22 protein-coding genes and 1 pseudogene are annotated in these 22,282 nt (G+C 67.6%); 4 read left to right on the top strand and 19 right to left on the bottom strand.

Features of this window, described 5'->3' with window-relative positions; translation table 11 throughout:
- Window positions 1–8: 8 nt before the first annotated feature.
- The 10 genes from ABZU76_RS33760 to ABZU76_RS33715 all read right to left on the bottom strand — a co-directional run bounded on the left by ABZU76_RS33760 (window position 9) and on the right by ABZU76_RS33715 (window position 10,313).
- Window positions 9–1,271, bottom strand: coding sequence for an MlaD family protein (locus ABZU76_RS33760; RefSeq protein WP_354876727.1), 1,263 nt, complete (start codon window positions 1,269–1,271; stop codon window positions 9–11).
- Window positions 1,268–2,608, bottom strand: a complete 1,341-nt coding sequence (locus ABZU76_RS33755) for an MlaD family protein (protein ID WP_354876723.1) — start codon at window positions 2,606–2,608, stop codon at window positions 1,268–1,270. Before ABZU76_RS33755 ends, ABZU76_RS33760 begins: the two co-directional genes overlap by 4 nt.
- Window positions 2,605–3,891 carry an MlaD family protein gene (locus tag ABZU76_RS33750; RefSeq protein WP_354876720.1) on the bottom strand — a complete coding sequence of 429 codons (1,287 nt, stop codon included), beginning with the start codon at window positions 3,889–3,891 and terminating at the stop codon, window positions 2,605–2,607. The genes ABZU76_RS33755 and ABZU76_RS33750 overlap by 4 nt, the downstream gene beginning before the upstream one ends.
- Window positions 3,891–5,258 carry an MlaD family protein gene (locus ABZU76_RS33745; protein WP_354876717.1) on the bottom strand — a complete coding sequence of 456 codons (1,368 nt, stop codon included), beginning with the start codon at window positions 5,256–5,258 and terminating at the stop codon, window positions 3,891–3,893. Before ABZU76_RS33745 ends, ABZU76_RS33750 begins: the two co-directional genes overlap by 1 nt.
- A complete protein-coding gene (locus ABZU76_RS33740) occupies window positions 5,255–6,484 on the bottom strand; it encodes an MlaD family protein (protein WP_354876714.1) in 1,230 nt (409 codons plus the stop codon). The genes ABZU76_RS33745 and ABZU76_RS33740 overlap by 4 nt, the downstream gene beginning before the upstream one ends.
- A gap of 4 nt (window positions 6,485–6,488) precedes the next feature.
- Window positions 6,489–7,295, bottom strand: coding sequence for an ABC transporter ATP-binding protein (locus tag ABZU76_RS33735; RefSeq protein WP_354876711.1), 807 nt, complete (start codon window positions 7,293–7,295; stop codon window positions 6,489–6,491).
- 12 nt (window positions 7,296–7,307) lie between these two features.
- Window positions 7,308–8,174 (bottom strand): ABC transporter permease, encoded by an 867-nt coding sequence (locus ABZU76_RS33730; protein WP_354876708.1) that lies wholly within the window; start codon window positions 8,172–8,174, stop codon window positions 7,308–7,310.
- Between the two features lie 10 nt (window positions 8,175–8,184).
- Window positions 8,185–9,003: an ABC transporter permease gene (locus ABZU76_RS33725; protein ID WP_354876705.1), complete on the bottom strand. Its 819-nt coding sequence runs from the start codon at window positions 9,001–9,003 to the stop codon at window positions 8,185–8,187.
- Window positions 9,000–9,431: a hypothetical protein gene (locus ABZU76_RS33720; protein WP_354876702.1), complete on the bottom strand. Its 432-nt coding sequence runs from the start codon at window positions 9,429–9,431 to the stop codon at window positions 9,000–9,002. Before ABZU76_RS33720 ends, ABZU76_RS33725 begins: the two co-directional genes overlap by 4 nt.
- Window positions 9,432–9,641: 210 nt before the next feature.
- Entirely contained in the window at window positions 9,642–10,313 is a 672-nt protein-coding gene (locus ABZU76_RS33715) for a response regulator transcription factor (protein ID WP_354876699.1), read from the bottom strand.
- 74 nt (window positions 10,314–10,387) lie between these two features.
- Here ABZU76_RS33715 and ABZU76_RS33710 point away from each other — a divergent pair, with 74 nt between their 5' ends.
- Together ABZU76_RS33710 and ABZU76_RS33705 are read left to right on the top strand one after the other, a co-directional pair.
- Window positions 10,388–11,665 (top strand): HAMP domain-containing sensor histidine kinase, encoded by a 1,278-nt coding sequence (locus ABZU76_RS33710; RefSeq protein WP_354876696.1) that lies wholly within the window; start codon window positions 10,388–10,390, stop codon window positions 11,663–11,665.
- A gap of 111 nt (window positions 11,666–11,776) precedes the next feature.
- Window positions 11,777–12,778 carry a R2-like ligand-binding oxidase gene (locus tag ABZU76_RS33705; protein WP_354876693.1) on the top strand — a complete coding sequence of 334 codons (1,002 nt, stop codon included), beginning with the start codon at window positions 11,777–11,779 and terminating at the stop codon, window positions 12,776–12,778.
- Between the two features lie 74 nt (window positions 12,779–12,852).
- Here ABZU76_RS33705 and ABZU76_RS33700 read toward each other — a convergent pair whose 3' ends face one another.
- From ABZU76_RS33700 to ABZU76_RS33675, 6 genes are all read right to left on the bottom strand, one after another.
- On the bottom strand, window positions 12,853–13,071 hold the full coding sequence (locus ABZU76_RS33700; protein WP_354876690.1) for a hypothetical protein: 219 nt from the start codon (window positions 13,069–13,071) through the stop codon (window positions 12,853–12,855).
- Window positions 13,058–13,471, bottom strand: a complete 414-nt coding sequence (locus ABZU76_RS33695) for a hypothetical protein (RefSeq protein WP_354876687.1) — start codon at window positions 13,469–13,471, stop codon at window positions 13,058–13,060. Before ABZU76_RS33695 ends, ABZU76_RS33700 begins: the two co-directional genes overlap by 14 nt.
- A 651-nt stretch (window positions 13,472–14,122) precedes the next feature.
- Window positions 14,123–14,443 carry a transposase gene (locus ABZU76_RS33690; RefSeq protein ID WP_354876684.1) on the bottom strand — a complete coding sequence of 107 codons (321 nt, stop codon included), beginning with the start codon at window positions 14,441–14,443 and terminating at the stop codon, window positions 14,123–14,125.
- A gap of 115 nt (window positions 14,444–14,558) precedes the next feature.
- Complete coding sequence (locus ABZU76_RS33685; RefSeq protein WP_354876681.1) at window positions 14,559–15,536, bottom strand: nucleoside hydrolase; 978 nt, start codon at window positions 15,534–15,536, stop codon at window positions 14,559–14,561.
- Between the two features lie 130 nt (window positions 15,537–15,666).
- The gene (locus tag ABZU76_RS33680; RefSeq protein ID WP_354876678.1) at window positions 15,667–16,029 is read right to left on the bottom strand and encodes a cupin domain-containing protein; all 363 of its coding nucleotides are present in this window, start codon (window positions 16,027–16,029) and stop codon (window positions 15,667–15,669) included.
- Window positions 16,030–16,258: 229 nt separating this feature from the next.
- Window positions 16,259–17,344, bottom strand: coding sequence for a phosphotriesterase (locus ABZU76_RS33675; RefSeq protein ID WP_354876675.1), 1,086 nt, complete (start codon window positions 17,342–17,344; stop codon window positions 16,259–16,261).
- 903 nt (window positions 17,345–18,247) lie between these two features.
- Here ABZU76_RS33675 and ABZU76_RS33670 point away from each other — a divergent pair.
- Complete coding sequence (locus ABZU76_RS33670) at window positions 18,248–19,198, top strand: flavin reductase (protein WP_354876672.1); 951 nt, start codon at window positions 18,248–18,250, stop codon at window positions 19,196–19,198.
- A gap of 97 nt (window positions 19,199–19,295) precedes the next feature.
- Here the strand turns inward: ABZU76_RS33670 and ABZU76_RS33665 are convergent, their stop codons facing one another.
- On the bottom strand, window positions 19,296–19,835 hold the full coding sequence (locus ABZU76_RS33665; RefSeq protein ID WP_354876669.1) for a transposase: 540 nt from the start codon (window positions 19,833–19,835) through the stop codon (window positions 19,296–19,298).
- A gap of 77 nt (window positions 19,836–19,912) precedes the next feature.
- Here ABZU76_RS33665 and ABZU76_RS33660 point away from each other — a divergent pair, with 77 nt between their 5' ends.
- Window positions 19,913–20,239: a hypothetical protein gene (locus ABZU76_RS33660; RefSeq protein WP_354876666.1), complete on the top strand. Its 327-nt coding sequence runs from the start codon at window positions 19,913–19,915 to the stop codon at window positions 20,237–20,239.
- Window positions 20,240–20,384: 145 nt separating this feature from the next.
- Here the strand turns inward: ABZU76_RS33660 and ABZU76_RS33655 are convergent.
- Together ABZU76_RS33655 and ABZU76_RS33650 are read right to left on the bottom strand one after the other, a co-directional pair.
- Window positions 20,385–21,029 (bottom strand): annotated as a pseudogene (locus ABZU76_RS33655) (IS481 family transposase); the annotation flags it as partial.
- Between the two features lie 219 nt (window positions 21,030–21,248).
- Window positions 21,249–22,250, bottom strand: coding sequence for a LacI family DNA-binding transcriptional regulator (locus ABZU76_RS33650; RefSeq protein ID WP_354876663.1), 1,002 nt, complete (start codon window positions 22,248–22,250; stop codon window positions 21,249–21,251).
- Between the last annotated feature and the right edge of the window lie 32 nt (window positions 22,251–22,282).

Raw genomic sequence — 22,282 nt, 5'->3', positions numbered from 1 at the left:
CACTCCCTCTATCGCGCGGCGGCGGCTTGCAGGGCGGGCAGCAGCGGCAGCAGGCCCGTGACGCTTTCCGGCGAGAGCTGAGCGATGGCGCGGTACGCCCCACCGGTTCCGTCGCGCAGGCTCGTGATCGACCGGGAGTTCGTGACGAACGCGGCCAGGTCGTTCAGGTACGGCAGCACCGCGGTCGTGATCGGGCCCAGCCGTCCGGTCACGTCGTGCAGGTCACCGAGTGAGGCGTTGAGGTCACCGACGAAAGGACGCAGGTCGTGAACCACGGGAACGGCCTTGTCGACCACCGGCCGGGCGGAGTCGACGGTCTCCCCGAGCTTGTCGACCGTGCCGGTGAACTTCTCCAGCGAGCCGGGCAGGGTCCCGCTCGCCTCGCGCAGCTTGTCCAGGACCGGGTCCAGCTGGGCGCTCAGTGCGCCGATGCTGCCGGTGGCCTGCTCGAGCTGGTGGGTGAAGTCCGGCAGCTGCGCGAGCGCGGCGTCGAAGTCGCCGTTGCGCTGCCCCACCGTCGCCAGGGTCTTCTGGAGGGAGTCGGCCAGAGCGCCCAGCCGCTTGTCGTCGCCGCCGGTCGCCGACGCGATCTGCCCCAGCGCGGTGACGAGCTTCTGCAGCGTCTCCTTGCGGGTCTGCAGAGCGGTCGCGACGGGGCGCAGGTCCCGCACCACCTGATCGGTCGCCTCGAGCCCCTGCGGCAGCTCGGCCGGCGCTCCGGCCAGCGCGACGTCCGATTCGGACAGCAGCGTGGTCAGCGCTTCCCGCGTGTTGGCATCCAGGTGCCCGAGTGCTTCGTCGACCTGTACCGGCCGCACCGAGTTGGCGACGGGCAGTACCCCGTCCTCGGACAGCGGCTTCCCCGGCGGGCCGCCGGGGTTCAGCTCGACGTACATCTCGTTGAGCGGGCTCTTCGGGCGCAGCAGGACACGGGCGTTGTCGTAGACCTGGTGTCCCTCGTCGATCGCCAGCTCGAGCCGCGCGTGCCCGCGGTCGTCGACGCTCGCCGCACGGATGTCGCCGACGGCCACGCCCGCGATCCGCACTTCCTGCCTGCTCGACGGGTTGATCGCCGGCGCGGACTCGAAGGTGACCGACAAGTGGGTCTTGCCGTCCCAGGGCACGCGGACCTGCTGCATCGTCAGGATGTAGCCACCTGCCACCAGCCCCGCGGTCACGAGCGCGGCCACGGCGAGAACGTTGCGCTTGAGCCGCGGTTCGCTCGAGATCCGCTGCCAGGTCCGCCGGACCCGGCCCGAGTGCGCGTTCATCGGCCGCTCCTGTTCTCCGGGGTGGCGCCCTGCAGGTGGGCGAGCGTATTCATCAGCTGCTCGAAGTTGATCGGGGTGCCGGCGATGCTGCCGCCGCCGAGCCCCGGCTGGAGACCGACGGCCGCGCCGTTCGGATCGGTGAGATCGGACGCGCGGTCCATGGTCGCGAACATGTAGCCGACCTCTTTGTAGAACGGCTGGTCGGAGCCGCCTCCGGCGTAGATGCCGGTGCCCTTGAAGGGCGACAGCACCATGTTCATGATCGGGCCGTTGACGCGGTCCAGCACCGGCCCGCGGACGTCGTCGAAGACCTTCGTGGTGCCCTGCGCGGTCGGGACGAGCTGCTCGACCAACGGCTGCGCGTCGGTGAGCAGGCCGCGCACGTCGGTCAGCAGCGGACGGGTCTTGGTGAGCACCGGATCGGCGTGCGCCAGGAACGCGTCGAGCTCACGCGCGACCGGACGCGCGGGGTCCGCGGTCTCCCGCAGCTTGCCCAGCGTGACGCCGAGGTGGGTCAACCCGTCGTCCGCGTTGTCCAGTGTCCTCGGCAGGTCCGCGATCGCGGTGGCGATGTCGGCTCGCCGGTTGCCGAGCGTCGAGGTGACCTGCTGCAGGTTCTGCACGATCGAGTCGAGTTGCCCCGGCTGCTCGGTCAGCACGCGCGCGGTCGACTCGAACCCGTGCACGACGTTCGTCAGGTCGGTGCGCGGGTCCGTGCCCTGCAGGCCCTGCAGGACCGGCGTCGTCGCGTCGAGCGTGTCCGGCGCGTCGGCGAGCAGCCCCTCGATCGCCGGCTTCCCGCCGGCGCGGAGGGTGTCGTCGAGGTTCTGCGTCGCGGAGCGGATGCCTTTCACCGCGTCCGGCTGCAGAGCGTCCGCGAGCTGCTGCAGCTCCACCGGGGTCTTGGTCCGCTCGACCGGGATGGTGCCGGCGAAAGTGGTCCGGCCGCCGCCCGGGACGAGCTCCACGTAGTACTTGCCGCCGAGGATGGTGGTCGGGCGCAGGGCGGCGCTCGGTGCGGCGCCGAGCTTGCCCGTGACGCCGTCGTCCACCTTCAGCTCGACCAGTGCCGAGCCGTCGCCGGACCGGTCGACCGAGGACACCACGCCCACCGGGACCCCGGCGATCTTGACCTGGGAGACGAACGGCTGCAGGTGGTAGTCCTGGGCGAACTGGATGCGGACAGTGTCACCAGGCCGTAACGCCGTCGCGACGCGGTCCTTCTCGAGCAGCGCGTAGCCGGCCAGCAAGGTCGCCACGAGAACGACAACGCCGAGCTTGAACGCGGACACCGGCCGCCGGTGCCCGATGCCTGAACGAAGTGCGAGCGCCTTCACCGGTTACCTCCTGGGATCTTCCGGGCGTCTTGCGCCGCCTCACCCGGTGCGGGATAGGGGTTTCTGGCGACCAGCGGATCTCGCAGACCGCCCTGCCCGAGCACGGACTCCTCGCTGAACAGCAGGTACAGCCGCAGGAAGTGGCCGTTGGCGTCACCGTGCGAGAGCGCGGCGGCCCAGTTCGTGAACCACCCGCTGACTTCCGGGGCGTACGGCGCCAGCACCCGCAGGAACTGGTCGGCACTGGCGAACGTCTGCGTCAGCCGCGGTGCCAGCGGCCGCGCGTCACCGACGGCCTTCGTCAAGTCGGTCAGCGCGGGCTCGGCCTGCCTGCCGACGTCCGGCACCTTCCCCAGCGGCGGTACCGCTTCGCGCAGCACGCCCCGGAGGTCGGGGGTCGCCTGGCCGAGAGCACGCGCCCCGGGCACGAGCTGGGCCATGCCGGCGTGCAGGTCCTTGAGCGGTGCCTGCAATGACTGCAGGCCGGCTCGCGCGGCCTGCAGCGTGCCGGGGGCGCGCTGCACGACGTCGTCGAGCGGTTTCCCTTCGTCCACCGCGACGGCTCGCATCGTCGTGTCCAGCCGGCCGAGTAGTTCCGACAGCTGTTCCTGGCGCCCGGTGAACCGGGCGGACAGCCGGTCGGCTGTGGTCAGCAGCGCGGTCAGGTCCGCGCCGTCGTTCGCGGACAGGGCCTTCGACACGGTCGCGAGGTCGGGCAGCATCCGCGGCGCGGCCTTGAGCGCGTCCTGCAGGTCCTGCGCGTGCCCACCGGCTCCGCCGCCCACTTCCCGGACGGTCGAGCCGAGCGCGTCCCGCGTGGGCGCGTCGAGCACGTCCAGCAGGTCACTCACCTCCTGCGAGCCCGCGGTCCGCCTCTGCGGGACCACGTCCGCCGGGCCGAGCTTCCCCGCCTCGGGGGTACCCGGGGTCAGCGCGATGTACTTCTGCCCCAACGCGGACCGCGAGGCCACCGTGACGGTCTTGGCGTCCGCCGCTGCGTCCCGGTAGACCTCCCGCGTGCCGTCGAGCTGGAGCGTCACCCGCGGGGCCCCGCCGACCAGCCGGATGTCCTTGACGCGACCGACCCGGACGCTGGCGACGCGGACATCGTCACCGGGGCGGAGCGCGCCCACGTCCGAGACATCGGCATCGACCAGGGTGTAGGTCGCCCCCGGCAACCCCTTGTCCGCGGTGAGCGCGAGCTGCAGCGCGAGAGCGAACACCACCAGCACCAAGGCGCCCGTGGACACCGAGCGGAACTTGCGCGACCGGCGCTTGGTCATCAGGAACCTCCGAGCAGGAACTGGAGAACGCCGCTCTCCTGGCGCTCGTTGAGCCCGGTCACGCCGCCGTCCGGCGCGACGAGGGACTTCGTGTCGAGCAGGCCAGAGCCGAGCGATCCGGGCAGGCCGGGCAGCGCCGGCGGAGCGGCCGGCTTGCCCGCGCCCGGAATCGTGGGTGGTGGCGGAGTCCCGGTCAGTGAGGGCAGCAACCCGGTGATCTCTTCGGGGTGGATGATCGCCTGGCCGCGGAAGTAGTGCGAAAGCCCGTCCCAGCCGTTGGTCGACATCGCCCAGAACCGGAAGAAGTTCAGGACGTTTTCGATGTTGCCGGTCAGCTGCGCGGTGAGCGGGTTCGCCGCGGCGACGGTGCCGCGCAGGCCCGGGCCTGCCTTCCGGAGCTCCTCGACGACCGGCCGCGCCGCGTCCATCAGCTTCTCGGCGCGCTCGAGGACGGGCTTCGCGCTCGTCAGCGCGGGATCCGCCGACTCACTGAACCTGCGCAGTTCGTCGCTGACGGCGGTGAGGTTGTCGGTCGTCGGCCGCATCCCCTCGAGCACGGGCGTGGTGGCCTTGGCCGTTCCGGTGAGCTCGGCGAGGGTGTCACGCGCGGCGGCCAGCGTTCCCGGCAGCTCGGCGAGCGAGGCGTCGAGTCCCTCCTGGTTCTTCGCCGTCACGCCGAGCACCTGCCGCGAAGAGTCGACCAGGTCACCCAGGGTCTTGCCGTTGTCGGCGGCCAATGCGCTCGCGACCGGCTGCACGTGGTCGACGAGGTCGGTGAGCAGCTGGTTCTGCTGACCGAGTAGCTGCACCAGCCCGTCGGTGTCCTGCATGGACGACGCGAGCGCCTTGATCGAGGCCTGCGCGTTGGCGCCGTTGCCCTGCATGCCCTGGCCCAGCATCGTGACCAGCGCGGCGAGCGACTGCCCGGTCGGGTCGTCGATCGTGTTGAGCACCTGGTCGAGATCGGTCGCCTGCCCGGTCTGCCCGGCCGGCAGCACGTCCCCGTCCGTCAACACCGGCGCGGAAGCGCTGCCGCGATCGAGGTCGACGTAGCGCTCCCCCAGCAGGCTGACCGGCCGCACGGTGGCCCGGGCGTCCTTGTGCAACGGCAGAGCCGTGCCATCGACCTCGAGGGTGACGACCGCCTTGGCGTCGTGGACGCTCATGCCGGCCACCTCGCCGACGGTGACGCCTTTGACCTTCACGTCGTTGCCGACGACCAGCGGGCTCGCGTCGGCGAACTCCGCGGCGATGGTCAGCTTGCCCGGCTGCTCGCCGGAGCCGGTGTTGGTGACCGCGGCGCCCGCCACCGCCGCCGCCACCGCGGCCGTGGCCAGCACGGCCTGGATCTTCCGCCGTGGCCTCATCGGACTCCACCTCCGAACGCGTCGGTCCACGGCTGCCCGGCGATCGCGCCGGGCGCCGGAAACGGGTCGCTGGCCATCCCGGGCGGCATGACTCCCGGGTTGTTGTCGAAGCTCGAGATCCCAGCCGGGATGTTGACGCGCATGTAGTGGCCGTTGCTGTCGTAGTTGGCGGCCGAGGAGCCCCAGTTCGACAACCACCCGACCACTTCGGGCGTGTAGGGCCGCAAGAAGCTCAGTGCGGGCGTCAGCGAAGTCACCGCCGAGTCCGTGCCGGGCAGGGCACCGTGGGCACTGTCGAGCAGCCCCGGAGTGAACTGCAGCAGCGTGCCGAGCGAACCCAGGGTGGGCCGCAGTTCCGCGACGGTCGGGCGGAGGTCCGCGAGCACCGGGCGCAGGGTGCGGGCCACGGCGGGCAGCCGGTCGGTCGCCGGGCGGAGGTCGTTCAGCAGCGGCACCGCTTTGTCGACCGTGCCGGGCACGTCGGCCAGCGTCCGGTCCGCGGTCCCGAGGGTGCCGGGCAGCTTCCGCAGCGCCGCGCGCAGCTGGTCCCGCTGCTGCGCGGCTGCTTCGGTAGCGCCGGACAGCCCGGAAACGATGGTGCGCACCTGCTGATCGCGGTTCACCAGCGTGGTGACCATGCCGTTCAGCTGTCCGGCCAGCTCCTTGATCGCCGGCCCGTCCGAGCCGACGGCCCGCAGTACCCCGCCGAGCGCTTCCACCGTCGGGCCTGCCTTTCGGAGGGTCTGCCGGAGGTCGGTCTCGTTGCCCGCGACGGTGCGGTCGAGTCCCTGCACCAGTGAGCTGAGGTGGGTGCGGGTGGCCGGGTCGAGCGCGGCCAGCACCTTGTCCATCTCGACCGGGTCGGACACCTTGCCGTCCAGGGTGCCGCCCGCCGGGATGACCGGGTTCGTCTTCGGACCGTCCCGGACGTCGAGCTGCCGCTCGCCGAGTACGGCCTTCCACACGATGCCCGCCGACGCGCCGGAGTGCAGCGGCGCGAAGTCCTTGGTCAGTCTCACGGTGACCTGCGCTCGTCCGTCCTTGATGGACACGTCGTCGACTTGCCCGGCGTCGAACCCGTTCACGAGGACCTTGCTGCCGGCGATCAAGCCGGTCGCCGACGGCAACACCACGTTCGCCGGGTACTCGTCGTCGCCTGGGGCGATCAGCAGCGCGGCGGCGGCTACCGCGGCTACCCCCAGCACTAAGAGGGGAATTCTGCGCATGGATTCAGTCCATTCCCAGCGGTCCGGCGGAGTCGCCGGAGAGGAACTGGCGGACGAACGGATCCGGGGAGTTGAAGGCCTCCTCGGTCGGTCCGTAGTGGACGACCTTGCCCTTCCAGATGACCCCGACGTAGTCGCTGACCTTGCGTGCGGTGCGGATGTCGTGGGTCACCAGCAGGTAGGTCCCGCGGTACTCCTGGTGCATGTCGAGGATCAGGTCGTTGAGCAGGCTGGTGCGGACCGGGTCGAGCCCCGAGTCGGGCTCGTCGAACAGCACGATGTCGGGGTTCATCACCAGCGCCCGCGCGAAGCCGGCCCGCTTGCGCATGCCGCCGGAGACCTCGTTGGGGTACTTGTAGGACGAACGTTCGAGCCCGACTTCCTTGAGCCGCTGGTTGACGATCGCCTCGATCTCGTCCTCGCCCATGTCGGTGTGTTTGCGCAATGGGAACGCCGTGTTGTCGAAGATGTTCATCGACCCGAACAGCGCGCCGTCCTGGAAGAGGACGCCGAACCGCTTGCGCAGTTCGTAGCGCTCTCGTTCGCCGATCTTCCAGATGTCGCGACCGAAGATCCTCACCTCACCCTGGTCCGGCTCGAGCAAGCCGACGAGATGTTTGATGAGCACGCTCTTGCCCGTACCGGACGGGCCGAGAATGGTGGTGATCGCGTTGTCGGCGAATTCCAGGTTGAGCCCCTTCAGCACGTCGAAGCTGCCGAAGGACTTGTGGACGTTCCGCACCTCCATCGTGTGCACCCGCTCCGGTGAGCCGATCGTGTCGACGGCCGGCCCGTTCACCCCGATGACCATGAGTTCTCCTTGTCAGTTACCGATCGGCATGTTCGGGTAGGAGCCCCAGAAGAACCACGTGCCGAGCAACCCGACTACGTGGATGAGGACCATGTTGAGCATCATCGATTTCGCCGTGTTTCTCCCGACGCCGACCGGCCCGCCGGACGCGTTGTACCCGTAGTAGCAACCGACGAAGATGATGATCGTGCCCATCGCGATCATCTTCGAAATGGCGGCCATCAGGTCGTAGGGGTTCTGGAACAGCCAGAAGACGAAGGAATAGCCACCGCTGGAGACGGTGCCCAGCTGGTAGACCGTGACCAGGTGCATCGAGATGAACATCAGGCCCAGCCCTACGATGTACAGGAAAGGCATGCAGAGCCAGGCGGCGGCGATCCGGGTGCCGACGAGGTAGCTGCGCGACTTGATGCCCAGCACTTCGAGCGCGTCGATCTCCTCGGCGATGCGCATCGACCCGATTTCCGCGACGAGCCCGCAACCCACCTTCGCCGCGAAGATGTAGGCCCACATGTAGACCGACATCTCACGCAGACCGCAGACGTCGTTGAACACCGCCGAATAGATCGGGGCGCCGACCTGCTTGAGCGTGTAACTGGCTTCGGTCGCGCACATCGTGCCGACGACGAACTGCATCAGCCAGACGATGATCCCGCTCGACAGGATCAAGATTCCGGCCTGGGCGAACACTTCCGTGACGTGGCGCCGCAGGTCTGGCAGGCTGCGCACCGTGCGGCCGGCGAACTTCATGATGTCACCGCCGGCCGCGACGGCGTCACGCAGTTTCCCCGCCATCCCCCCGAACGTGATGACGACGTCCGGTGTCTTCGTGCGGCCCGCCGGTGTTGCGCCGGGCTCATGCCGAACCGTTCCGGTCATTCCGCATCCCTCACTTGAAGACCTGCATGTCGGGGTTCAGCCCGAGCAGCGCGGACGTGTAGACGTAGTTGAAGATCCAGATCGACGCGAAGGAGATGACCACGGCCTGATTGACCGCACGGCCGACGCCGATGGGGCCGCCTTGGGCGTTCAACCCCTTGTAGCAGCAGACGACCGAGAGGATCAGTCCGAACGCGAGGGTCTTCACGATGCTGCCCCACATGTCCGTGGTGGTCGCGTTGGACCAGAAGTTCCCGATGAAGGCCGCGCCGGTCGCGCCGAAGATCGGCACCGCCGCGATGTAGCCGCCGATCACGCCGCAGACCAGTGCGAACACCTCGAGCAGACCGGTCATCAGGGTGACCGCGATGATCCGCGGCAGCACCAGGGTCCGGACCGGGTCGACGCCGAGGACCTCCATGGCGTCGATCTCCTCGCGGATCCGCCGCGCGCCGAGGTCTGCGGCGATGGCCGTGCCCATCACCCCGGCGACGATCATCGCGTCGATCCACGGCGCGAATTCGCGGACGCTGGCCATCAACAAGAAGGAGCCGAGGCGGTCGGGAATGCCGAGCACGCTGTAGAGGCTGCCGCCCTGCATTCCCGGGCCGGCGAAACCGAGTGCGGTCGTGGAAATGATGACCGGCAGCCAGCAGCGGCGCAACGTCTCGAACATCAGGTCGCGGACTTCGCCCCAGTAGCCGAACGGGTGGCGGATCGCGAGCCAGAGCACCCGGCCGAGCAGGTGGACGATTTCCCCGGCTTCGACCAGCGGCCGTTGAACACCGGCGCTCCACCGACGCGCGGGTGCGGGTTTCGTTGCGGTCACGCCTTTTCGCCTCGCTTCTCGCGAGCGCGGACGACGTGGCCGGCGAAGCCGGCCAGCCCACCGGTGGCGACGGCGACCGCTGCGGTGGCCAGCACCTGCTGCGGCCCGACCGTCGCCGCGGTGAGGAAACTCAAGGGCAGCACGAGAACGTAGCCACCGACCGCGGTCACAGCCCCCTGGAAGATCGGGTGGTGCGTGTCACCCGTGCGAAAGCCGGCGAAGCCAAAGGCCACGACGGCGGTGATCAGCAGGAAGCTCGCACCCACCAGAGGTGCGACGGCCGCGGCGATCGGCTGCAGCAAGGCGCCGATCACCAAAATGGCGAAACCACGCCAAATACCACGTCCGCACGCCTTGGTGTCGATTCCCCGGGACATCGTCACGCGGGTGCCGGACCGGGCGACCGGCCCGGTTCCTGATCGGCTCACCATTCCACCCAACTCCTTCTCCGGGCGTGACCGTGATTCCGGTCAGGCCGCATCGCGGAACTGCGATGGTCGGTAATGATGCGGCGCGCGGAACCGCGCGCGCATCACCACCCGGCGGCAAAAGGATGACTCGTTGGGGTAGCGACGGCCCGCGGTCCGCAATGGCCTGTCAACGTTGTCGGCGTGACGTCGCCGGCGGGGCCGGAGTCTCTACTGTGGACGGTCTGTGGGGTCGTGGTCGAGCAGACCGTAGGCCCCGGCCAACCCGGCGGCTTCGACCCGGTTGGCGGCGCCGATCCGGTTCAGCAACGACGCGACCATGCGCTTGGCCGTGCGCTCGGAGACCAGCATCCGGTTCGCGATGTCCTGGGTCTCCAGGCCGCGGGCGAGCAGCGCCCACAGCCGTAGATCCTGGGAGTCGAGCGTGTCCAGCAGCGCTTCCGGCGGCTTGCGGGTCGTGGTCAGCAGCACGTCGAGCAGCTCGCCTTCGAGGACCCGGAACCCGGCGGCCACGGTCAGCAACGGCGCGACGAGGACCTCCGGGTCCGCCGACTTGGTGAGATAGCCGTCCGCCCCGGCGCGCAGGGCTTGCTCGGCGAGTTCCAGATCATCCGATCCGGACAGCGCGAGCACGTGGGTGGCCGGGTGGCGCCGCTTGATCTGGCGGATCGCGGCCGCTCCGCCCAGCGGCGGCATCGCCAGATCGACGAGCGCGAGATCGGCGCCGCAGGACTCGACCAGGGCCGGGGCCTCCTCGACGTGCGTGGTGGTTCCCCCCACCTCGAAGCGGTCGCCGGCGTTGGTCGTCAGCAGCAGCGCCAGCCCTCTGGCGAACAGCTCGTGATCGTCCACGACCACGACCACCAGACGCCGATCATTCACGGGCCTAGTATGACAGGTACGTTCCGCCACCAAACCGGCCGCGGCGATCACCAAGAGTCACGAGGAGGGCCGTCATGCCGGCCGACGTGCCGACCGTGCCGGATGCGCTGCCGGTCGCCCGGGTGATGGTCGCCGTGCGGCTCGCGGTCGCGCTGTCGATGGTCCTGCTGCTGGTCACCGGCGGCGACGACGTCCGGCGGCACCTTCCGTGGGTCGTCGTGACCCTTTCCGTCGCGTCCGGCTACGCCGCCGGCGTCGCGGCGAACCCGCGCTGGGAGCTGTACACCCGGCCGGCCGCCTGGCTGCTCACCGTCCTCGACTCAACCTTCACCCTGCTCACGGTCGCCATGACCGGCGCGGCGACCAGCCCGGCGGTGGCGATCCTCGTGCTCGTGGTCACCGCCGCGGCCATCCGCCTGCCCCTCGGCCCGAGCATGGCCCTCGCCCTCGGACTCGGCGTCGCCTACCTGGCCGTGGTGCTCCTGGTCGACCCGGAATTCACCTCGCGGCAGGAACGCCTGCTCCAAGGCCTTTGGTGGACGGGCTACCTGCTGCTCACCGGGCTGCTCGGCGCGAGCCTGTCCCGGCTGGTCGACCGCGAGCGGGAAGCCGGGATCGCCTCCCGGGTCGAGGCGATGGCCGAGCACGCCGCGGCCGAGGAGGAACGCGACCTGCGGCGGCGGCTCCTCGAGTCGTACCAGTCCCAGCAGGACGGCCTCGCTGTCGTGCTGCACGAATTCCGGACGCCGGTGATCTCGCTCCGCGCACTGGCCCGGGGGCTCGCCGAGGACAGCGCGCTCACCCCGGCCGACCGCGAAACGGGCAGCCGGCTGATCGCCGAGCACGCGAATCACCTCTCCGACATGCTCGACGCCCTGGGCGACGTCGCGGCGAGCCGCCGCCCGGCGTTCGGCACCGGCCGGCCCCGGCCGGTGGAGCTGCGGGCCCTGGTACTGGCCTCCGCGGACGCGGCCGGACTCCAGCCACCGCGGCTGCGATTGCGCTTCGACGACGCTCTGACCGTCACCACCGACCCTCAGCGCTTCCGCCGTGTGCTCACGAACCTACTCGAGAACGCGGCCCGCCACGGTGAAGGAAAGCCCGTCGACGTCGAGGCCGAAGTCACCGCCGGCCGGCTCCTGCTGCGGGTGCTCGACCGCGGCTCCGGCGTGGACGCGAGCAACCTCGCGAAGCTGACCGGCAAGTTCACCGCGGCCGGGTCGAATCGCGGCACGGCCGGACTCGGACTCTGGATCGTCGAACAGATCGTGCAGGCGCTCGGCGGACGCGTCGGCTTCCGGAACCGTCCGGGCGGTGGACTCGTCGCCGAGGTCGAGATCCCGGCGGACTGAGCGGGCCGGAAGTTGGCCCTCGCGGGCCAGCCGTGGCGCGCGCGGACCATTCCCGCACCGCGCCCGCCGGGTGATCCTGGCGGCCAGATCAACCGGACACCTGGAGCGGCCATGTCCCTCATCGGCGATATCGAGCCCAGTCACCACCTCAGGTTCGGCGGCGGCACCTGCACCGAGCGCCGGCCAGACCCGGTCCCCCGGCAGCTGTTCCGCGACGGCAATGCGGCGTTCTGGAATCCCGATGACATCGACCTCACCAATGACGAAGCCGACTTCGCCACGCTGTCCCCCGGCGAGCGCCGTCTGACCTGCCTGTTCGTGGCGAACCTCATCTCGATCGGCGAGTCGGCGCCCCAGGATCTGCAGCCGTTCGTGACGGCGATGGCCACCGAGAACAGGCGGGACGACGAGACGTACCTGACGCAGCTCGTGTTCGAAGAGGCGCAGCACACCCAGGCGCTCCGCATGTGGTCCGACGCGATCGGGATGAGTGACTCCCTGCCGTGGTTCACCGAGAGCAGGAATGTTCGCCGCCGAATCTTCCTGGAAGAACTGTCCTGGTCGCTGTACGCACTCACCGACGACCACTCGCCCGCCGCTCAGATCCGGGCCGCGGTGACCCACAACCACATCGTCGAAGGCTGCCTCGCCTTGACCTGCTACACCGCCGCGGCGCAGATCTGTCGAAGCCGCGGCATCTTCCCCGGCCTCGTCCGCATCGTCGAGCACATCGCCGCCGACGAACGCCGTCACATCGCCTGGGGCACGTTCACCTGCCGCCGGCACGTCGCGGCCGACGACGCGAACCGAGCGATTGTCATTCAACGCACGCAGGAACTGCTGCCGCTCGTCACCGAGATGATCGGCGAAATGCTGGCGCCGTTCGGACCGGGAGCGCCGTTCGGGATCAGCAAGCAGGCGTTGCTGGGTCCCGCGCTGGGCAATGTCGGCCGCCGCCTCGACTTGGTCGCGCGAGCGCGTGGTTGCCGCACCGACGAAGTCGACCGCGACCACGCGCCGATGCACCTGGAGCGCGAGATCGAGCGGGAACGGAGCAGCCCATGCGGCGAGGACGACCACCGGGCCGTCGTCGCGCTCAAGCGTCCGGTGTGACCTGCGGCTCGAGCGGCGATGCGACCGTCACAGTCACCACCGATCGGCGGATCCGCTTCCCCATCGGCGGGTCACTACCCCAGCGGCGGCATGGGCGACTCCCGCGGCCGGGTGTGGTAGGCGTCCGAAACTCCCCCGCTTCCACTGAGCCGGTGGGCCGGTCGCACCGCGCACAATTCCCCGAGCCCCAGTCCGCAGTCGATCAGCACCAGCATGATCGCGCGATCGCGCAGTTGCACGAACGACTTGCCCGCCGTCGTCGCCAGAAGGTCCTTCAGCTCACGGTCGCGCAAGATCGCCGGCGGATTCTCTGGGACGGCGGGCCTTCCATTTGTAGAAGGGCGAGATCTCGATGAGGTCCTCGACGTCGTCGAGCCGCCGATAGAGCTGCTGCAAGTGCCGGTTCTGCTTCGCGATGTAGCTGAAAGAGAGCGACCCCTCCCCCGGTACGAAAGTTCGGCCGTTGCCGGAGGTATTCGAAGTGCGCCCGAGTTCTCGCCGGCCGATCTTAGGAACCAGCATCGACACGTCCTCGTCGTCGAGGTAATTCACCAGCATGGCGTTGCTGTCGAGGTACGCATCAATCGTCGAGTCGGCTCGGTTCTTGGCCCTCAGATGCGTTCTCCAGTCCCCGACGAGCTCTCTGATGTCATCGGGTTCCAGCACCTCCTCAGGTGCCTCAGCGGCGGTCATGTGATCAGTCGTACTCGGATAATCCCTTGGACTCCAAGCACTGCGCTACTTGTTGACCGGGCACCAATAGACCTTACAAGATCAACTTCAGGCATCGTTTCCGTGTCCCGCAGGTCAACCGCATGATCAAGAGATGAAGAGTGGGCCGGGCCGGGCTCGAACCGACGGCCAAGGGATAATGAGTCCTCCTTGGCCCAGCAGTGTTCTGACCTGCGAAAACGCAGGTCAGTCGCGAGCGTCGGGCCATAATCCCTTGGGTTTGAGCAGAACCCCTCGAACGGGCGATCTCGACCGCGGACCAGTCTACGCCCAAGAGTCGACGCCGCTCGCCCGCCAGGCACCGACGCACCGCGTTGTGGACGACGACAGGAACCGCACAGCTGCCGCTCCAAACGCGAGCACAGCCACGTCATATACAGCTGCCAAATTTTACCAGTTGGGCGTCTCGCAAAGCACGTTTCGATGGAGCGCGTTTCTTTGCCGCCCGGGTACGTCCTCGGCGCGATCTGCACACGTACTGTTTCCGAAGATGCACAGATCGACTCGGCTCCGAGTTTCCTCGCCCTCGACAACGCGCTCGCGGTGGTCGTCAAGATACTGGATGACCACCGCGAGCGGAACCTCCCACCGATGTATGGAATTTTTGAGGTTCTATTTGGTCTTGCGGTCGAGCTCCGCGGCGACGAAAAACGCCGAGACCGTCTTCAGGATCTCGTTCGCCCGCAGCAATTCACGCACCTCGCGCTCCAGTTCGACGATACGCTGGGCGTCATCGCTGGTGCGGCCGGGCACCGTGCCGACGTCGATCTCCTCACGGTTGATCCAAGTCCGCAATCCCTCAGGGCGAACGTCCAACTGACCCGCGATCCGGCAGATGACCGCCATCCGCTGCCCCTCGGTCGCGATCCCGTCCAAGGCCATCCGCGTCGCCCGCTCAGGCAGCTCCTCGCTGTACTTCCTCGGTGCCGGCATGCTCTGCATCCTTCCCGGAATCAGAGCCTGCGCAGACCCCGGGGCGCATCACGCCGACCCCAGGCGCCGAAGCTGCCCAAAGCCGCCTGGATCAACCAGCCTTCACCGGAGGCCCTCATACAGACCGCCTGACAAGACGTGTCTCAGACTGCTCGACATCTTCGCGTAGGCACTCATCGAGAATCCGGTGGAATCGAGCCGAATCCGCGTGCTTCGCGAAACGGACATTCGCCGGCTCGCCTCGGTACCTGTGGAAGTCGACGGTTGTGCGCCCGTAGTTGTACGGGCTCACTGTGTCGACCTCGACGTAGGCCTCAGTGATGTCGAGGACTTCCGGGTCGATCGCATACGCAACGCACAACGCGTCATGCAGCGGTGCAGATGAGCCGGCCCCGATAGGGCCGACAGACGCTTCGTAACCATCGATGTAGTAGTCGATGACAGTGGACGCGACGTCGCCGGCGCGCGTTCCCAGTGCTCGATAGCGGTGCAAGTCGTCCTGGCTGACGAGCACGTCGTGTGTCGCGTCGAGCGCGGCCATCGTGAGGCGCCTGATGCCAGCTCTGAGCACGACGTTCGCTGCGACTGCGTCGGTGTAGATGTTGAACTCAGCAGCCGGGGTTCGATTCCCGAAGGTCGACGCTCCTCCCATGAGGACGACCTCGTCAATCGCATCGAGGATGTCGGGCGCGACGGTGATCGCGGCGGCGATGTTGGTGAGTGGGGCGACCGGGATCAGCGTGACCTGCCTTGTTGTCTGGCGAAGAGTCTCGATGAGCCATTCGACGCCGTGCCAACTGCGTGGCTGAAGCCCTGAGGTGCCGACAGGCAGTGTGCTCTGATGGAATACGCCCTCGACCTCGTTCGCGCCGGAAGCGTAGGGCGCCGGAGCAAAGGGACGCGAGAGCCCGGCGTGGACCTCGATGTCGCTCCTGTCGATCGCATTCAGCACCCGGAGGGTGTTGTCGGTGGTCTCTTCGAGCGAGAGGTTGCCGGCAACGGTGGTGCAACCAAGAAGCTCAATGGCGGGATGAGTCGCGGCCATGGTGATTGCGACAGCGTCGTCGTTGCCGGTGTCGACATCGAGGATCACGGGTCGGCGTATCATGCGGGGCCTCTCAAAGTCGGGTTGGTGGGGGTTTGGGGACGCGCTGGGCCATGTCTGCGGTCAAAGTCCCGCTGTACTCGTATCGACAACCGCGAGTCGGGCCGGCGCCAGGCCGTCATGAGGAAGGTTGCCGGACTCCGGAGTCCGACCAGACGGAGACCTTGCGCAGCCGTTCCAAGGTGCGCCAGGTGTTCCGTTGGCCGGCATTGAGGCGGACGACATCGCCTGGGCCGACCTCGAGCCTCTCCTTCGTGTCCTCGAATGTCACTTCGGCACGGCCCTCGAGAACGACGAAGATCTCGTCGGCAGTCAGACCGCCGATGAGACCCGGCTCCGCCTCCCACACCCCGACGTTGACGCCGTCGACCATTCCGATGTGATAGGCCGCCGTGTCGATGGTTGTGTGGCTGTCTTCCAGGGACTCATGGCCTTCTGCGTCGAGGTCGTAGTTGAATACATTCCCGAGGTGTTGCGTCACGTTCTTGATCCTCTCGCTGTGTGAATCCATTTTTCGCAGCTGTCGCGCGAACTCTTCGTCGCTACGCGGCCTGCGACGCTTCCAGCCGTGACGTCCATGACGACCGCTCCGTGCACGCGGGCCGGCCGTGCGTCCCTCCGACAGGCACCTACGATTGCGTAAGTAGCTCAGGCGGGCACAAAGGCAAGTCGTTTCCACTATGTGGTCTCCCCTGCGTTCACCGCCGCACTCACGAGCCGCTGTCACCAGCGGCCGAGGCAAGCGCGGCGCCGACGAACAGGCGCGGGGGGTTGGTCGTCAGCAGATCGGCGGTCACACCGCCCGGCACCCCGTGGCGCTCGAGCCGAGGGAGGAACAGCCGAGGAACGTAGCCGACGCCGTTTCCGCCGTTCCGCGTCCACATGTTCTTGAGCGACAGGTCATGGCTGAGGAGGAGTCGGGAGGCGTGCCCAGCCTCGACGAGGCGCGCGATCGCCGCGGCCGTCTGTTCCGGCGCAGGCGACTGACCCTCGCCCGGAAAGTAGTTGGACATGCCGATCATGTCGAATTCGAGCCAGACACCTCGATCAGCTACCTCGCGTTGGTAGTTAACGTCCTCGCCAGATGGATCCATGTGACAAAGGACGACTGCCTCAGGCGCAACACCCTCCTCGCTCAGGACAATGTCCAGCACCTCGAAGGCACGGCGTTGCCATCCCGGCAGGTGGATGAGAAGCGGTACGCCCAGCGCCAGCTGAGCCCGAGCGGCTGCGCGGAGGCGGACCCCTTCTGCGTCGGTAAACTCCGGCGAGACGCCGATCTCTCCGATGACACCCGGCTTCACCCCCGTGTCGCCGACGCCGTCAGCAAACTCGGCGAGGATCTGTGCGTAGAGCTCGGCTGCTGTGGCCAGGGCGGTCCCGCTGTCGTGATACGGGTGCACGTACCAACCAGAACCCATGACGATGTTGAGACCGGTTCGCTCGGAAATCTCGCGCAGCGCACGCGGGTTTCGGCCGATGTCTCCGTTGGTGCAGTCAACGACCGTCTGTCCTCCTGCGTCGATGAAGCACTGGAGTTCATCGACCACGGCCGTTGTGTCTTCCAGGCGTGCGTTGTCGAAGCAGCAGGACGGATCCTCTGTGAGCAGCCAACGGATCGAGGGATCCACACGGCGGGCGAAGACACTGCGGTCAACTTCGCCCTGGGGTTCGCCCAGGGGCTTCGTCCAGTCACAGATGAGGTGTTCGTGCGTCAGCGTCGTTCCGAGCTTGTCGGCCGGCACGGGTCCCAGGACGGCGTTGACCTGGATCTGGCTGGCAGAGGCTTCGTCCACAGTGCGGTTCCCTTGTTGAATTCGCGGGCCGCTCCCCCGCGGCCCGGATACTCGAATCGTTTCTGGTTGTAGCATAACTGAGCGAGAACAGCCCACGCGGCAGCCTCATCGCTCCCCTGCCCTGAGGACGGGTCGTTCCGGGCGTGTAGATCAGCACGATGACATCGTCGGGCGCGTGATCGACGCCGCCAGCCGGGTCAGCGCGAGGCGGCTCGCGGCAGCCCGCAGCGTTGGGCTTACACCCGCCACCCGCTGGACGAATTCCCTTCGAATGGCACCTTGGTCGACGTCGGGCACGACATCGACAAGCGACCGAGAGCCGTGATCCGGACGCGGCGACCGGCGAGTGAAAGTTCGCTCACCGCAGCAACAGCGGGCGCAAGCGCGCTGACGACCGCGCCGGCGTCAACGTCGTGACGACGCAGCCATCAGCAGTGGCATCTCATCATCCACGCCTGTGTCGACGTCCAGAAACAGCGACACCTTCGACCCGTCGGACACTGTTGAGTTCCCTTCACACGCGACCGCACCGGTTCGGAAGCCGGCACGCAAAAGCAACGCCCCCGCCCCACGTCGGTTGACAGTCGGGGCGCTCCGGTCGTGGCGGCGGCGGATGGGTGCGGGACCTGCCACGAACGCTTGCGCTCAAGAGCAGGCCGGGCCTGATTGAATCGCTTCCACCAGTGTCGAGCACAGTGGATCACGCTTATATCAGCAAGTTCGACAAGTTGACAATGCCGTTGACACTAATAGTAGAATCGATTATATTCCTCGTCCAGAGGAGTCCACGCGCCCAGCCAAGCCCTCAGCCGAGTTCGTGCGCCCCGGCGACACAGTCGGCTAGACCGAGCCGCAACCGTGGCGTCGTCTGCCTCTTGGTGCCAGAAGTGAGGATGGGAAGAGATGTCGGACTTCAAGGACCTGGTGCGTTCGGCTTGGGATGCCGCCTGGAACCAAGGCGATTCCGATGCCTTGGATGAGATCGTCCACGCCGACTACGAGTTGGAGAACGCCGGGCTGGGGCGCACCTCGGGCCTGGCCGAGCTCAAGCGCCAGGTTCGCGACATGCGGGCTTCTATCCCGGACCTGCGGACGACGGTGGACATGATCGTCGTGGACGGCGATGACTTCGCGCTTTTCTGGTCGGCGACCGGTACGTTCGTGAACGCGTTCGGCGACGTCCCCCCGACGAGGCGTGCGCTGCACGCCCGAGGCGCCGTACAGGGAACGCTGCGCGATGGCCGGATCATCCGTGAGCGCGTGACCTGGGATCCGTCGGTCGACATGCTGTCCGACCTGGGAGCGCCTGTCCTGGGATCGGCGCTCGCCTCGCCCGCGGCGCCCAATGGCGCGGGCGAGGCGGTCGAGATGCCCAGCATCGAGGATCTCAAGGAGTTCAACCGGAAGTTCGTCACCGGTGTGACCGTGGTGACGACCATGGACTCCGCAGATCGACCCCGCGGACTAGCCGTCAGCGCTTACATGCCCATCTCGCTGGACCCGCCGCTGGTGGCCTTGTGTGTGCAGAAAACATCCTCGACCTACCCGTCGCTCTTCGAATCCAAGCACCTAGGCATCAACATCATCGCCAACACGCAGCGTGCGGTCGTCGCTGGATTCGCGTCCAAGTCGGACGACAAGTTCGCCGGACTCGACTGGCACGCCGGACCGGAAGGATCCCCTCTGATCCGCGGGTCGGCCGCATCGATCGAGGCAGAGATCAAAGAACGCTTCCGCGCGAAAACTCACGTTCTGATCGTTGCGCAAGTCACCTACTTGGAGGTTTCCACCTCGGATCCGATGGTCTACAAGGCTGCAAAGTTTTACGACGGCGCCACGCTGGAGGAGATCTAGCTGCATGCGGCCATGACGTGGGTGACGCCAGCGAGGAACTGGGTGGCTGGTGACTGGTTACCAGCGGCGGCGTGTGGTCGATGGTAGCTCCTCTCTGTCAAGTCGCGGCGTGCGCCGCAGCCCGCGGGTCGGCTGTGAGGTGGCAGTAGACGACAAGCCGTCGTTTGAGGCAGCGCATGGCTTCGCGGTGGCGTTTACCGGCTGCGCGTTTGTACTGGTAGTAGGTTCGCGCTGGGGCGTGGCAGCGAACTTGGCTGAATGCGATGAGATGCAGTGCACGGTTGAGCTGCCGGTCTCCGGCGCGGGATAGCCGGTGGCGTGTGACGTCGCCGGAGGAGACCTCGATCGACGCGGTCCCGCAGCGGGACGCGAAGTGGCTGGCGTCGGGGAACCGGTCGAGTGATCCGACACGATCGATGCTGCGAGCGGCCAGGATGGGACCGACTCCGGGCAGCCGCAACAGCGCCGGTTCGCTGTCGGACAGCGCGTCCGACACTCGTCGTTCCACGGTGGCGATCTTCTTGTCGAGATGGCGAGGGTCCGCGACCAGGTCGACCGCGAGTGCCCGTCGTGTGACTCGTGCCCCGCGGGCTCGGCGGATCCGGCCGAGCAGCGCAGCGGCGCGGTCGGCTGTCAACGAATGCGGAAGCTCCGCCGTCAAGCAACTGCGGCAGGAGGACATGCAGCCGGTTGATGACCTGGGTGCGGCGTCGGATGACGCTCATCTCGGTGTTCGCTGAGCAGCCGCAGGGTTTCGGCCTGGTCGTCCCGATGATGCTGCCGGTCGGCGCCGGCAGTGCGGCAACCGCGACCGAGCGGGCGTCGACCTGGTCGTTCTCGCGGCCGTGCCCGGTGGCCAGTTGGCGCACCCGGCAGCTGAGTTCGGACGACACGTCCACGACGGCGACGTCGTCGTCGATCAATCGCTGGGTAAACGGCCGGCCCAGGCCGTTGCTGCTCTTGCTCGCCCAGCGATGCCCGGCCAACGTCGGGCCAGACGACACAGTTCACAGTAGCCGGCGCGGCTTGCCGCCACCCTGAGTTCTTCGAGTAGCTGGTGTCGGCAACCACCGCTGCGTACCAGCTGGTCTTGTGTGGGTCGATGCCGATGCCGACGTCACGGTTCGTGCCGGCCGCATTTCCCTTCGCTATAACGGAAATAAGCGGGGCCCATGCCATCATGTCAGTTGTAATGCACGTTCCAGACGGCCAGAGCTGTCGTGCAGTGCTGTTCACTGGTCCAGGCGCGGGCGTCGAAGAACTCCTCGGCCAGGATCCGTTTCTAGCGCTCAACTTTCCCGTTGTGGCGTGAGGTGTGGGGCGTGATCCGCTGGTGGCTGGCCGGGCTCCGCGCAGGACGGTGGCGAAACCCTTCGCGCGGTAGCAGGCGCCGTTGTCGGTGACCAGACGGTGGATGTGGGTGCTGCCGTGGCGGGCGAGGAACGCCCGAGCCCGGTGGACGAACCCGATCGCGGTCCGAGCGGTCCCATCAGGCAGCGCTTCCCATCGGGGATATGGCCGGTCTTTTTCACATCGAGGTGGACCATGTGCCCGGCCAGTGGGCGATGATCCGCCGTGGTTGCCGGTTGTCCTGGCCGGTGGGATCGATGACGCGGCGTCGGTTCAGGCCGATGCGGAGCAGGTGGCCGGCCGACGGTGCGGACCGAGATGGTGATGCCTTCGGCGGCCGGTTCGGTGGCGATCTGGCGAGCGGAGTACTCGCGTTGCCGGCGCAGCTACTCGATCCGGGTGATGACCTCGGCGGGGGTGGCGTTGGCTGGCCGTGCGGGACACTCGGGCGGCCGAGCAGACCGGCCTCTCCGTGGCGGCGTCGGCCCTCGACCCGGCAGCGGGGGCATTACGGTGGTGCCTGGACGGGTCTTTCTGTCGGGCTCGGATGTGTTGGTCGCACTTCCCATCCTGCCGCCGAAAGACCTGGTCCCCTGTCCCAGGCCCCGCCAGCCGTCACCAACGTCATGACCCGCAACATCTAGGGCGTGTCTGATAAAACCTCTGTCCAGGTGATCGCGTCGTGGATGAGAACGCCTCGTCAGTGGACGGAGAGGGGGCTTGTCGACTCCCGGATCTTCAGAGAGACCGGTAACGGAGGGGGAGGAGTCGGATCGGCGCCGTCGACCATGCCGAGCAACAGTTTGATGGCCTGAATGCCCATCTCCCGAGCGGGCTGTCGGACGGTGGTGAGAGCCGGGGTGAGGAGGGAAGCGAACGGTAGGTCATCGAATCCGACCACCGAGACGTCCTCCGGCACCCGCAGGCCAGCGCGGCGACAGTAGGTCAGGGCCCCAATTGCCATGAGGTCGTTCGCGCAGATCAAAGCAGTTGGCCGATCGTCCGGCGTGCGGCTCAGGATCTCGGCAGCCAGCTGCTCGCCCGAAGACATCCTGTAGTCACCTGCGAGCACGGGGATGCCGTCCGGATTCAGTCCGGCGGCGGCGATGGCCTCGCGGTAGCCCGAGAGGCGCTGTTCGGCCGTCCAGAGCTCGAGCGGACCGCCAAGGATGGCTAGGCGCTCGTGCCCGAGCGAGGTGAGGTGGTTGGCGATCTCCCTCGCACCTCGGCGGTTCTGCGAGACCACAGACGGCAGGTTGAATCCAGGGAGCTTTTCGTCGACGAGGACGACAGGGCCGACTCGGGTCAACTCGACCAGAGCCTCCATTCGCGTCTCTGATCCGGAGAGGTAGATGAGCCCGTCGAGGCGCTGACTGCGCAGCAGCCTGCTGTTCCAGGACTCGCCGCCACCGGTCGCTTCCGGTGTGCAGAACACCACCAAGACGTCCTTCTCGGACGCGGCTTGCTCCACTCCCTCGGCAATCAACGCAAAGTACTGGTTCACAAGGTCGGGGACAACGAGACCTACGGTGGCCACGCTATGTCGCTTGAGGTTGCGAGCAGACTCGTTGGGCAAATAGCCCAGCGCGCGGACAGCCTCCAGCACCCGTGCACGCCGGTCGGCCGCAACGGGCCCGCTGTTGTTGAGCACGTAACTTACCGTGCTGATCGCGACTCCTGCCCGCTCAGCAACCTCCTTCATCGTGGGCCTGCGCGTCGGCATGGCTCCCGAAT

It is taken from the genome of Amycolatopsis sp. NPDC005232 (assembly GCF_040607795.1).
In the GTDB taxonomy this organism is placed as follows: domain Bacteria; phylum Actinomycetota; class Actinomycetes; order Mycobacteriales; family Pseudonocardiaceae; genus Amycolatopsis.
The sequence above is the reverse complement of the archived record's forward strand: the minus strand, read 5'-3'. Positions and strand labels throughout refer to the sequence as shown.

Bases quoted from the DNA above. Each gene is read 5' to 3' on its own strand.
- ABZU76_RS33705 (WP_354876693.1), top strand. From the start codon at position 11,777: ATGTCCCTCATCGGCGATATCGAGCCCAGTCACCACCTCAGGTTCGGC.
- ABZU76_RS33750 (WP_354876720.1), bottom strand. From the start codon at position 3,891: ATGACCAAGCGCCGGTCGCGCAAGTTCCGCTCGGTGTCCACGGGCGCC.
- ABZU76_RS33760 (WP_354876727.1), bottom strand. From the start codon at position 1,271: ATGAACGCGCACTCGGGCCGGGTCCGGCGGACCTGGCAGCGGATCTCG.
- ABZU76_RS33745 (WP_354876717.1), bottom strand. From the start codon at position 5,258: ATGAGGCCACGGCGGAAGATCCAGGCCGTGCTGGCCACGGCCGCGGTG.
- ABZU76_RS33670 (WP_354876672.1), top strand. From the start codon at position 18,248: ATGTCGGACTTCAAGGACCTGGTGCGTTCGGCTTGGGATGCCGCCTGG.
- ABZU76_RS33660 (WP_354876666.1), top strand. From the start codon at position 19,913: ATGACGCTCATCTCGGTGTTCGCTGAGCAGCCGCAGGGTTTCGGCCTG.
- ABZU76_RS33730 (WP_354876708.1), bottom strand. From the start codon at position 8,174: ATGACCGGAACGGTTCGGCATGAGCCCGGCGCAACACCGGCGGGCCGC.
- ABZU76_RS33695 (WP_354876687.1), bottom strand. From the start codon at position 13,471: ATGACCGCCGCTGAGGCACCTGAGGAGGTGCTGGAACCCGATGACATC.
- ABZU76_RS33690 (WP_354876684.1), bottom strand. From the start codon at position 14,443: ATGCCGGCACCGAGGAAGTACAGCGAGGAGCTGCCTGAGCGGGCGACG.
- ABZU76_RS33740 (WP_354876714.1), bottom strand. From the start codon at position 6,484: ATGCGCAGAATTCCCCTCTTAGTGCTGGGGGTAGCCGCGGTAGCCGCC.
- ABZU76_RS33735 (WP_354876711.1), bottom strand. From the start codon at position 7,295: ATGGTCATCGGGGTGAACGGGCCGGCCGTCGACACGATCGGCTCACCG.
- ABZU76_RS33650 (WP_354876663.1), bottom strand. From the start codon at position 22,250: ATGAAGGAGGTTGCTGAGCGGGCAGGAGTCGCGATCAGCACGGTAAGT.
- ABZU76_RS33710 (WP_354876696.1), top strand. From the start codon at position 10,388: ATGCCGGCCGACGTGCCGACCGTGCCGGATGCGCTGCCGGTCGCCCGG.